The 12,471-nt window shown below is 38.9% G+C and carries 11 protein-coding genes; 10 read left to right on the forward strand and 1 reads right to left on the reverse strand.

What is annotated here, in order from left to right; genetic code table 11:
* Positions 1-80: 80 nt before the first annotated feature.
* Positions 81-656, reverse strand: coding sequence for a phage tail protein (locus ACZ5L8_RS14850; protein ID WP_464438445.1), 576 nt, complete (start codon positions 654-656; stop codon positions 81-83).
* A 477-nt stretch (positions 657-1,133) separates the two neighbouring features.
* Between ACZ5L8_RS14850 and rplM the strand changes: the two genes are divergently transcribed.
* From rplM to ACZ5L8_RS14900, 10 genes are all read left to right on the forward strand, one after another.
* Positions 1,134-1,589, forward strand: coding sequence for a 50S ribosomal protein L13 (rplM, locus tag ACZ5L8_RS14855; RefSeq protein ID WP_462599860.1), 456 nt, complete (start codon positions 1,134-1,136; stop codon positions 1,587-1,589).
* A complete protein-coding gene (gene rpsI, locus ACZ5L8_RS14860) occupies positions 1,589-1,975 on the forward strand; it encodes a 30S ribosomal protein S9 (RefSeq protein ID WP_464438446.1) in 387 nt (128 codons plus the stop codon). Before rplM ends, rpsI begins: the two co-directional genes overlap by 1 nt.
* A 172-nt stretch (positions 1,976-2,147) precedes the next feature.
* Complete coding sequence (gene rpsB / locus ACZ5L8_RS14865) at positions 2,148-2,912, forward strand: 30S ribosomal protein S2 (RefSeq protein ID WP_462599858.1); 765 nt, start codon at positions 2,148-2,150, stop codon at positions 2,910-2,912.
* A 104-nt stretch (positions 2,913-3,016) separates the two neighbouring features.
* Entirely contained in the window at positions 3,017-3,982 is a 966-nt protein-coding gene (gene tsf, locus ACZ5L8_RS14870; RefSeq protein ID WP_464438447.1) for a translation elongation factor Ts, read from the forward strand.
* A 132-nt stretch (positions 3,983-4,114) separates the two neighbouring features.
* Entirely contained in the window at positions 4,115-4,822 is a 708-nt protein-coding gene (gene pyrH, locus ACZ5L8_RS14875; protein WP_462599856.1) for a UMP kinase, read from the forward strand.
* 31 nt (positions 4,823-4,853) lie between these two features.
* Entirely contained in the window at positions 4,854-5,417 is a 564-nt protein-coding gene (gene frr / locus ACZ5L8_RS14880) for a ribosome recycling factor (RefSeq protein WP_464438448.1), read from the forward strand.
* Positions 5,418-5,507: 90 nt separating this feature from the next.
* Positions 5,508-7,649 (forward strand): DUF5686 family protein, encoded by a 2,142-nt coding sequence (locus tag ACZ5L8_RS14885; RefSeq protein WP_464438449.1) that lies wholly within the window; start codon positions 5,508-5,510, stop codon positions 7,647-7,649.
* A gap of 67 nt (positions 7,650-7,716) precedes the next feature.
* A complete protein-coding gene (locus ACZ5L8_RS14890; RefSeq protein WP_464438450.1) occupies positions 7,717-10,113 on the forward strand; it encodes an efflux RND transporter permease subunit in 2,397 nt (798 codons plus the stop codon).
* A gap of 99 nt (positions 10,114-10,212) precedes the next feature.
* Positions 10,213-11,655, forward strand: a complete 1,443-nt coding sequence (gene asnS, locus ACZ5L8_RS14895; RefSeq protein ID WP_464438451.1) for an asparagine--tRNA ligase — start codon at positions 10,213-10,215, stop codon at positions 11,653-11,655.
* 155 nt (positions 11,656-11,810) lie between these two features.
* Positions 11,811-12,443, forward strand: coding sequence for a response regulator (locus ACZ5L8_RS14900; RefSeq protein WP_464438452.1), 633 nt, complete (start codon positions 11,811-11,813; stop codon positions 12,441-12,443).
* The last annotated feature ends 28 nt before the right edge of the window (positions 12,444-12,471 follow it).

The raw sequence follows: 12,471 nt of genomic DNA on the forward strand, positions 1-12,471 counted from the left end.
TTTTTTTGGAGTTTTTTGATTGAGAGGCAAAACACCTATTGAATAGATGTTTTGCCTGATAATTAAATTGCGCTAGAAGTTTAATTTCTTGATGGATAGACCCCTTGAAGTGCAATGATGTAGTTTAAGCCTAAGAATGGCTGCATATTGTTAAAGGATTGCGACCCTCCTGAAGGACCTGTGTTTTCTGATACAGGAGATATTGGCAATGGACTGCCACCATATTGTGCATTAGATGTAGGTGAGCTGGCAAAACTGTCTTGCCCTGTGTTTGCTAAATAGCCGGCGCCAGGGTTTGACTCATCTTCATCACCAGATGATGTATTCACGGGAATTGAAACTGTTGCGCCGCTTAGATTTACACTGTGAGTGTGATTAGGCATATTTGTAATGTTTAGCGTAGTGTTTTCTGTACCGCCTTTTTGCCCTAGTCTGTAATTTGATAAACCTGGCCCATTTCCTTCGCCTATAGGGGCTCTTCCCCTTAGATCAGGAAGTGCAAACGTTGTTCGGCCATCCCCACCATAAGTTGTGCCTAGAATAGAAAATAATGCTGTGTTTTGTGAGATAGGTAAGAGTGAGCCGTCGCACAATGCCCAGCCACGAGGAGCAAAATTACCCCCGAACATGATGATTTCTCCAATAAATGGATCCATAATTTTTGGTTTTTTTGGTTAATTATTATCTAAAATAATAACAAATAATTTTATAGAAAAGCATTTTTTGATTTAATTTACTGAAAACAAGTATGTTAATAATTTTTACAAGTATATTTTATTAAATAATAAATCTCTTACTAGTAAATTTTTGTCAAAAGTATATTGATTGATAATCAATCATTTAAACCTTTGTATTATTTGGTTTGTAAATAATGCTATTGGTAATTGTATTCTTTTTGGCTGCAGCCAAAAGATTAAAAACTATCACATGATTATATATTAAGGACTGCTAGTTTTGTGTGATGGATATTTTTAATAAAAACACTGTTGACCACCAGTGTATAAACCACAGGAAATTAATTTAACTCCCACCTTGCCAAATCAATATATAATTGTACATTTGCACCCCTGTTTCCCAGAATGAATTTTCTGAGGAACAGGTAATGGAATGTTTAATAATTAAATTAATTAAGTGTGGACACATTAAGCTACAAAACGGTATCTGCAAACAAAGCCACTGTAGATAAGCAGTGGGTACTTGTTGATGCTGAAGGTCAAACGCTGGGTCGTCTATCTTCTATCGTTGCAAAATTCTTGCGCGGGAAGTATAAGCCTAGCTACACGCCACACGTTGATTGTGGGGATAACGTTGTTGTTATCAACGCCTCAAAAATCAACTTAACGGGTAAAAAATGGGACGCGAAACAATACATTCGCCACACCGGTTACCCAGGTGGTCAAAGAAGCCTATCTGCAAAAGAACTTTATGAGAAGGATCCTATTCGTCTTGTGGAAAATGCAGTAAAAGGTATGTTACCCAAAAACAAATTGGGAAGTGCAATCTATCGTAACCTTAAGGTATATGCGGGAGAAGAGCACGGTCAGCAGGCACAAAAGCCTAAAGCAATTAACATTAACGAAGTTAAGTAATGGAAGTAATTCACAAAATCGGTCGTAGAAAGACCGCAGTTGCCCGAGTTTATGTTGCTCCTGGTAAAGGAAACATCACGGTAAACAAGCGTGACCTTAACGATTACTTTACTACCGGTACACTTCAGTACAAAGTTAATCAACCTCTTATGTTAACAGAGAATGAAGGTAACTTTGACTTACGTGTAAACGTTTACGGTGGTGGTATCACTGGTCAAGCAGAGGCAGTTCGTCTTGCTATCTCAAGAGCAATGTGCGAATTAAACGAAGAGAATCGTGGTATTCTTAAGCCAGAAGGTCTTCTTACTCGTGATCCTAGAATGGTAGAGCGTAAGAAATTCGGTCAGAAGAAAGCACGTAAGAAATTCCAGTTCTCTAAGCGTTAATACGTTTTGGCTTAAAGCCAAATTTAAGAGAGCTAATAACAAAATTTTTAATGTCGTTCTTCGCATGATTATGCGAAAATTAGTTTAGCATCTAAATGGACAAGGCGATTTGCCACAGGTAAAAACCACTTGTTTATTGCTACTACAACGGGAACGTAAACTAAATTACAAAATGGCACAAACTGAAAATGTAAAACAATTACTGGATGCAGGTGTACACTTTGGTCACCTTACCAGAAGATGGGATCCTAACATGGCGCCGTATATCTACATGGAGCGTAATGGGATACACATCATTAACCTATATAAGACAGCTGCTAAGCTTGAAGAAGCTTCAGCTGCACTTACAAAAATTGCAGCTTCCGGAAGGAAGATCCTTTTTGTAGCAACAAAAAAGCAGGCTAAAGAGATCGTGGCAGAACAAGCAACTAAAGCTAAGATGCCATACATCACTGAAAGATGGCCTGGAGGTATGCTTACAAATTTTGTTACTATCCGTAAAGCAGTTAAGAAAATGCAGACGGTAGACAGAATGAAAGCAGACGGTCGTTATGCTTCTCTATCTAAGAAAGAGCAGCTTCAAATGGATCGTATGCGTGAGAAGCTAGAAAAGAACCTTGGTTCTATCGAGGATATGACTCGTCTACCAGGAGCACTTTTTGTAGTTGACATTAAGCGTGAGCATATCGCGATTAAAGAAGCACAAAAATTAAACATTCCAATCTTTGCGATGGTTGATACTAACTCTGATCCACGTCAGGTAGATTATGCCATCCCATCTAATGATGATGCTTCAAAATCAATCGAAAAGATTGTTTCTTCTGTAGCTGATGCTATCGTATCTGGTCTTAGCGAGCGTAAAGCTGGTAAAGAGGCTAAGGGAGACAGCAAGCCAAAAGCTAAAAAAGCTAAGGCGGCATCTAACGAAGAAGAATAGGCTTAAAATAACATTTAAGTAACAGTAAAGGTCGTTTAGTGCTGCAACTTTGCATTGTCGCTGAACGACTTTTGTTTTTAATCAAAATCTAAATTTTAAGAGAAATGGCAAAAATAACCGCCGCAGACGTAAATAAATTAAGAAAAGCCACTGGTGCTGGTATGATGGATTGCAAAAACGCTCTTGTAGAAGCTGAGGGTGATTTTGACGAAGCGATCGCTGTTCTTCGTAAAAAAGGACAAAAAGTTGCTGAGAAGAGAGCAGACCGTGATTCTAGCGAAGGAGTAGTTATTGCAAAGATCAATGATGCTAACAACCGTGGTGTTGTATTTTCATTAAACTGTGAGACTGATTTCGTTGCTAAAAATGATTCTTATGTAGAATTAGCAAACGAACTAGGAGATATCGCTATCAACTTTGACTCTAAAGAAGATTTCTTAGCAGCAGACTTTAAAGGGATGACTGTTGAAGAAAAATTGATCGAGCAAACTGGTGTAATCGGTGAGAAACTAGAAATAGGAGGTTTTGAAGTTCTTGAAGCTCCATTTGTAGGTGCTTATGTACACGGTAACAAAATTGGTGCTTTAACTGGTCTTTCTCAAGCTACAGATAACGCAGAAGAAGTTGCAAAAACTGTTTCAATGCAGGTTGCTTCTATGGGTGCTACTACTTTGTCTTATAAAGATTTTGATCCAGCATTCGTAGCATCAGAAACTGAGGCGCGTATCGCTGCTATCGAAAAAGATAATATCGAGCTAGGACGTCTAGGTAAAACACTTAAGAACGTTCCTCAATATATCTCAATGTCTCAATTAACTCCAGAAGTTATGGCTAAGGCAGAAGAAGATATCAAAGCAGAATTAAAAGCTGAAGGTAAGCCAGAGCAAATCTGGGATCGTATCGTTCCTGGTAAACTTGACCGTTTCGTTGCAGATAATACTACTCTAGATAATGAAAAAGCATTATTAGACCAAGTATTCATCATGGATGAGAGCGTAAACGTTGCAAAATACGTTGCTAGCAAAGGTGATGCTGAAGTTGTAGGATTTAAGCGTGTAAGTTTAGCTTAATTCTTTTTGGCTTAAAGCCAAAACCATAAAACAAGAAACCCGCTCATTTTGAGTGGGTTTTTTTATACCCGTTTTCTTTTCTTTTTAGCATGGTGTTTATAATGTATATTTGCTCAAAAATTTACCTTCCTCATGCAGTACAAACGCATTCTGCTCAAACTTTCGGGCGAAGCCTTAATGGGCAAAAGACAATACGGTATTGATCCAGACAGACTTGCCGAATATGCAAATGAAGTAAAAAAGGTAGTTGAAAAAGGTGTAGAAGTAGCTATCGTGATAGGTGGCGGTAACATCTTTAGAGGCGTGGCTGGAGCAAGTGCTGGGATGGATCGTGTGCAAGGAGATCACATGGGTATGCTTGCAACTGTAATTAACGGTCTTGCTTTGCAAAGCGCGTTAGAAAATGCAGGTGTACAAACCAGATTGCAAAGCGCTGTGCAGATCAATGAAGTAGCAGAACCTTTTATTCGCCGTAGAGCGATAAGACATCTTGAGAAGGGTAGAGTTGTGATCTTTGGTGGAGGTACAGGTAATCCTTACTTTACAACAGATAGTGCTGCTGTACTTCGAGCGATCGAGATCAATGCAGATGTGATCTTAAAAGGTACGCGTGTAGATGGTATTTATACTAGCGATCCTGAGAAGGACTCAAAGGCGGTGAAGTTTGATTTTATCACCTTTGAAGATGTGCTTCAAAAAGGTCTTAAAGTGATGGATACAACAGCATTTACCTTAAGTCAGGAAAATAATTTACCTATCATCGTTTTTGATATGAACAAGCAAGGTAATCTTGTAAAAGTGATTGATGGCGAGAAGATAGGTACAACAGTAAATTTTTAAATTCTTACATTTAGTCAAATTTTTTTGAGCTATGAACGAAGAGATTCAATTTATAATTGATGGTGCTAAAGAAGCGATGGATAATGCCATCATTCACCTTAAGAAGCAACTTGTAAATATTCGTGCGGGTAAAGCTAGTCCTGCGATGCTTGCCAGTGTTATGGTAGATTACTACGGTAGTAAAACTCCATTATCTCAAGTGGCTAATGTAAACACTCCTGATGGTAGAACGATCGCTGTTCAACCATGGGAAAAAGCAATGATCCCAGAGATCGAGAAGGCGATCATGAATAGTAATTTGGGTTTTAACCCAATGAACAACGGTGAGAGCGTTATTATTAACGTGCCGCCACTTACAGAAGAACGTCGTAAGGATCTTGTAAAGCAGGCTAAGGCTGAAGCTGAAGAGGCAAAAATTGGCGTGCGTAATGATCGTAAATCTGCTAACAACGATATCAAGAAATTAGAGAAAGACGGCCTTGCAGAAGATATTTGCCGTAATGCAGAAGTAGATGTCCAAGATCTTACTGATAAGTACGTTAAGATAATTGACGAAATCCACGCGGTAAAAGAAAAGGAAATACTTACTGTATAATCGCAGCGTGTTAAACATATCTCAATAGCGGCCTTAGAGCCGCTATTTTTATATTATTTTTATCTAGTTTCTAACTTTGTAATTCCCCTCATGGCCAAGCCAAAATCCGCTTTTTTACTTTTCTTTTTATTCATTATCAGCGGTATTTATGCTCAAGAAGATCAGGATGCAAATCGCATAATTCTAGAGGCGATCAAGAATGCTTCGCAGAACAATCCTGCGCAGAAGATCGATCACTTCTCATACACAACGTATGAAAAGACAATAATTACAGATTCTCTTCAAGACTCAAAAGATACGCTAGGCTTCTTTGCAGAGAAGGCTTCTAAAGTTCGTTTTGATCGTGCTTCGGGCTATAAAGAAGATGTTTTGGGCATCAATATGGCGGGATTTAAAGAACCGCGTTATGAGATCCTGGCGGTTACTTTGCAATCCAGATCATTTTATGATGATGATTTTGTGATCTTCAATTATCGCTATGCCGGCCCACTTTCTATACGTGGTTACAAGAATTACGATTACACCTTTGAGGGTGATACTACCATTCTGGGGAGAAAAAGTTATAGAATTGGCTTAAAGCCAAAAAGACCAGAAACCATTCCCGGCCTTGAAGGTCATTTATATCTCGATGCGCAGTCGCTTGCCATTCAGAAGGCGGTAATAGATCTTTCACACGATCTTGTGGTGAATATTGAGCGTGATTATATCTACAATGACTCTTTAGATCTCTATTTTCCGCAGAATAATAAATTATACGTTAGAAAAGGAAAAACATCAAAACGGCTTTCGATCTTCAGAGGTAAGATCTCTGTGGGAACGATCGAGAACAATCCGGTTAAAGAGGCCATCGAAGGAAGGTTTTTGGTGTCAACCTCATTAAATACAGATTTCTCATTTGCCGAAGAAACTATTGAGCATCCTAATTTAAGTCTGGAAGTAATGCCAGATGCAGAGCAAAGATCTGATGAATTCTGGCAAAAGTATCGCAACGAAGCACTTTCAGAACGGGACTTAAACAGTTTTGATTATCTAGAAAATGTGGTAGAATCTCAGAATATTGAGAAGCGACTTGCGGTGATCAACAATTTTGGGATAGGATATTATACGGTAGATTTTTTTGACTTTGATCTTACATATCCTTTAAAACTCAATAATTACGAAGGACTGCGTCTTGGTGTAGGCGGAGTGACAAATGCTAAGTTTTCTGAGCGTTTTAGACTAGAAGGCTACACAGCGTATGGTTTTAAAGATGCTACCTTAAAATATGGTCTGGGCGGTGGTGTGATGTTGAATAAATCACACGGCGCTTGGCTTAGTCTTTCATATAGCGATGATCTACAAGAAGTGGGTAGTTATGCTTATTTGACAGATCGTAGAGTGTATTCTCTTTTTGAGCCTAGGTTGGTAAATATTACACAATTTTATGATTTTAAGACTTGGCGAATCAATCAAGAATATCAGATCACACCAAAAATCCTAAGTGAATTACAGTTGGCTAACTCTAGCATCGTGCAAACAATGCCGTACGCCTTTAATACAGATGGAGAAACGCTAGCAGATTATACGGTAAGTGAAGCGACTTTCGGCATAAGATGGAGTCCTAGTAGCAAATTTATGCGCAGCGAGCGTGGAACTGTAGAAGTTTATGATGGTTTCCCAAAGATCACAGCACAGATCTCGCAAGGTTTTAAAGATGTCTTTGATGGCGATTATAGTTTTACACGCGTAGGAGCAAAATTCTTCTATCAAGTAGAGCGACTTAATCAGAGTACGACGCAATTTCTTGTAGAAGGTAAAGCTGCCTTTGGCGATGTGCCGCTTACGCATTTGTTTCATGCGTATCCCAATTCGCCAACAAAGGAAACCGTGATGCAGCGTTTCTCGGTTGCTGGGATCAATAGTTTTGAGACAATGTATTTTGGTGAGTTCTTTTTAGATAAATTGCTTACCGCCGAAGTAAAACACAGGCTGCGTCCTTTTAATTTAGGAAGAAAATTCAAGCCAGAAATGGTGTTTATTACCCGTTACGCCATCGGTGATATTAAGGCGCCAGAAAAACATATTGATGTGAATTTTGGCTCGCTTAAACACGGTTATACCGAAAGTGGTTTTGAGATCAATAAGATCCTGTTTGGTTTTGGCACCAGCCTAACCTATAGATATGGCGCATATCACCTGCCTAACTTTGAAGATAATATCGCCTTTAAATTCACCTTTAACCTCGAGCTTTAAAAGCAGTCTTTTTCTAGGCTGACGCTCTTTTATTAGGTATCTTTGCAGCCGCTAAATCAGGCTGGTAATGACCAAGTTTTTAAGCCACGGTTTCTGGGATTCCGTAGCGCGTATTATTCTTAGAAACAGAATTTTTATTCTATGCTGTGTGCTAGCAGCGACAATTGCACTCGCATGGCAATGGCAGAACATGCGATTTACTTATACAGAGGCAAACCTGCTGCCGCGTGATCACGAAGTAAATCTGGAGTATCAAGCGTTCTTAGATCAATTCGGTGAAGAAGGTAATCTTATCGTTTTTGGTATTCAGGACTCTGCACTTTTTGAGCCGGCTGTCCTTAACCGTTGGAATGCTCTTGCAGATAGTATTGATGCTTTTGACGAGGTTGCTCTTTCGCTTTCGCTAAAAGATCTCAAACTGCTGCAAAAGGAAGAAGATCCGCCTAGATTTGAATTAAAAGACTTCATTGAAGACTCGGTTACCACAAAAGCCGAAGCGCTAGCATACAGAACAAAATTATTTGATCAATTGCCTTTTTACGAAGGTTTGATCTACAATAAAAAGACAGGTACATTGCGCACCGCGATATATCTTAAGAAGGATATTGTAAATACAGCGATTCGCAAGGATTTTATTGTTGAAGATCTTATTCCTTTAATTCAAAATTTTGAAGCTGATACAGGTTTAAATGTACATACCAGCGGGATGCCATACATCCGCACGCTTAATAGTCAGAATATCATTGATGAGATCGGCCTTTTTGTAGGAGGTGCGTTGCTTGTTACTTCACTTATTTTCTTTTTCTTCTTTAGATCATACAGAGCGACTATCATATCAATGATCACAGTGATGATCGGGGTGATGTGGGCTTTTGGTTTGCTAGGTCTACTTAATTATGAAATTACTGTCTTAACGGCGCTAATTCCGCCATTGATCATTGTTATCGGGATTCCTAACTGTATTTTCTTGATCAATAAATATCAGCAGGAATATAAAACGCATGGTAACAAAGTAAAAGCTTTGCAGCGTGTGATCACAAAGGTTGGTAACGCAACCTTGATGACAAATATCACAACGGCTTCTGGTTTTGCGACTTTTGCGCTTACTAAGAGTTCGTTGCTGCAAGAATTTGGTATTGTAGCATCTATCTGTATTCTTTCACTTTTTCTACTTTGTCTGATCATCATTCCCACGATCTATAGTTTTATGACGCCGCCTAAAGAGCGTCACTTAAAACACTTAGGAAGGACTTGGATCGATGATTTTGTGAACTGGTTAGTAAGAATGGTTCAGCATAGACGCATTACTATTTACATGGTAAGTGTGATCGCGTTGATCATTAGTATGATAGGTATTTATAACATTCGCGTAAGCGGAAGTCTTATAGAAGACATGCCTCGCAATACTGACTTCTATAAGGATATTAAATTCTTTGAGCAGGAATTTGATGGTATTATGCCGCTTGAGATCTTGATAGACACTAAAAGAAAAAAAGGAGTTATGCGCTTGCCTACTTTAAAGCGTATGGATGAGTTAGCGCAAACCATTAACGAAATCCCTGAGTTGTCTAAACCTATTTCTATTGTCAATCTTGTGAAATATGGTAAACAGGCATTTTACAACGGCGATGAAGAGTACTATCAATTGCCTACTTCAAACGAGCGGAATTTTATGATCCCTTATGTGAGGAGTTTTGAATCACAGGCAGGACTGATGGATAGTTATGTAGATAGTACCGGGCAGTATGCGCGTATGACTACTTTTATGAAAGACATTGGTACTGATAAAATGGAGCTTGTAGAGCAAACGCTCTTAAATAAGATTCATGCAGAATTCCCAGAAGATCAATACGAAGTTACTATCACCGGTAAAGCACTTGTTTTTCAAAAAGGAACTGACTATTTAATAATGAATCTTGTGATAAGTTTATCACTTGCGGTGTTGCTTATTGCGGCATTTATGGCGTGGATGTTCAGATCGTTCAAGATGATTCTTATTTCTTTGATACCTAATTTGCTTCCGCTTTTAATTACTGCAGGATTAATGGGCTTTTTAGGCGTGCCGATCAAGCCTTCTACAATTCTGGTTTTTAGTATTGCATTTGGTATATCAGTGGATGATACGATACACTTTTTGGCAAAATATAGACAAGAGCTACGTGCTAGTAAATGGAAGATCAAGCGCTCAGTTTACGCTTCTGTTAGAGAAGCAGGTGTGAGTATGTTCTATACATCAATTGTACTTTTCTTCGGATTTTCGGTATTCATGATCAGTAGTTTTGGTGGTACAGTTGCATTGGGCGGCTTGGTATCTGCCACACTGCTTTTTGCTATGCTAGCAAACTTGCTATTGCTTCCGTCTTTGTTGCTTTCGCTAGAGCGAAATATTGCCAACAAGGAGGACTTTAAAGAACCTAGTCTGCAAATCATTGAGGAAGAGGAAGACGAGGAAAATAAATCTTAATAAAACATTGAAAAATGCAGCGCTTGTAATTGAATTATAAAGCCTTTGTAATGCTAAGGTGTAAAAATTATCTTTGCTGCCATATATATTAAAAAAACCATGATTAGAAATCAAACAATTGTAGATATTCTTAATGAGGAGCCTAAACATCAGGAGCTTGAGGTAAAAGGCTGGGTAAGATCCTTTAGAGCAAATAGATTTATTGCGCTAAATGATGGTTCTACTATAAAGAATTTGCAGTGTGTAGTAGATTTTGAAAATATGGATGCCGCGCTTTTAAAGCGAGTAACCGTAGGTGCGGCAATTGCTGTAAAAGGTGGTTTAGTAGAAAGTCAAGGTAGTGGTCAGAGTGTGGAGATCGAAGTTTCTGAAATCAAGATCTTAGGTGATGCTGATCCTGAAGAAGTGAAGAAAACCATTTTGCAGCCTAAGCGTCATACGCTTGAAAAATTAAGAGAACAAGCTCATTTACGAGTGCGCACCAATACTTTCGGTGCGATCATGCGCTTACGTTCTCAGCTTGCTTTTGCAGTGCATAAGTATTTTAATGAAAATGGATACTATTATGTGCACACGCCTATAATCACAGGAAGTGATGCAGAAGGCGCTGGCGAAATGTTTAGAGTGAGTGCGCTAGACCCAAAGAATCCACCAATGGTAGATGGTGAGATTGATTATAAGCAGGACTTTTTTGGTAAGGAAACAAATCTTACAGTATCTGGTCAGCTAGAGGGAGAGACCTACGCACTGGGACTTGGTAAGATATATACATTTGGACCTACATTTAGAGCCGAAAATAGTAACACGAGTCGTCACCTTGCAGAGTTCTGGATGATAGAGCCAGAGGTTTCTTTTTGTGATCTAGACGGCAACATGGATCTTGCAGAAGATTTCATAAAGTATGTTGTAAAATACGTTATGGAGAACTGCCAGGATGATCTTGAGTTTCTTGAAAACAGACTAGCGCAAGAAGATAAGGCTAAGCCAGAGGCAGAGCGTTCTCCTATGTCGCTTAGAGAGAAGCTTAGTTTTGTAGTTGATAATAACTTTAAGCGAGTAAGCTATACAGAGGCAATTGAGATTCTTAAGAATTCTAAGCCTAACAAAAAGAAGAAATTTAAATACCCTATTGAAGAGTGGGGTGCAGATCTACAAAGTGAACACGAGCGTTTTCTTGTTGAGAAGCATTTTAAATGTCCTGTGATATTGTTTGATTATCCGGCAAAGATCAAGGCTTTTTACATGCGTCTTAATGAAGATCAAAAAACAGTGCGTGCGATGGATATCCTTTTCCCAGGAATTGGTGAGATCGTAGGAGGATCACAACGTGAGGAGCGTCTCGATGTTCTGAAACAAAAAATGGCCGATCTTGATATCTCAGAAGAAGAATTGTACTGGTATTTAGATACGCGTAGATTTGGAAGCTGTGTTCATAGTGGCTTCGGGCTTGGGTTTGAGCGTCTTGTTCTATTTGTTACCGGTATGGGTAACATTAGAGATGTTATTCCTTATCCAAGGACACCACAAAACGCAGAGTTTTAAAAAAGTAATAAAGAGGATCAAGTTAAGGTCCTCTTTTTTTATGGGTATTTTTACCTGTTTTTGGCTTTAAGCCAAAAGGATATTTGCTCAAATAAAACCTATTCCCGAAATTGGTTGCCCCCTTAATAACTCTGCCTTGACATATTGCAAATACAATGAAGATAAAAGTTGCAGTTGTTGACGATCACACCTTATTGTCTCAGGCTATCGCAGGTCTGGTTTCTCAGTTTGCGAATGTAGAAGTCGTTAATATCTCAAAACACGGGCGTGAATTTATAGAATATCTTGAAGTAGAAGGAGGCGAGCGGCCAGACCTTGTGCTTATGGATGTAAAAATGCCTATTATGGGCGGTATTGAGAGTACAGCATACCTCACAAAAAAGCATCCTAAACTTAAGATCATTGCACTTACCATAGAAGCAGATGAGCAAATCATACGCAATATGGTTCGGGCGGGTGCTAGAGGATATCTTCTTAAAGATGTAAAAAAAGACGTCTTGCAATTTGCCATTAACGAAGTAATGCGCACGGGGTATTACTACACTAAGAACGTTAAAAAGGCAATAGACAATGAGGGGAACGATGAGGTTAAGTTGAAGCCGCGTGAGATAGAATTCATTCAGCATGCGTGTACAGAGATAACCTATAAAGAGGTGGCTGATAGAATGTGCTTAAGCCCAAAAACCATTGAAGGCTATTGTGAAACTGTTTTTCAAAAACTTAATGTAAAGAACAGAACCGGCCTTGTTATCTACGCGATCAAGAATGGTATTTTTGAACCAGAATAGTTCGCATCAATTTTCAGCCCAAAATTCA

The sequence above is a fragment of the Leeuwenhoekiella obamensis genome (assembly GCF_055391795.1).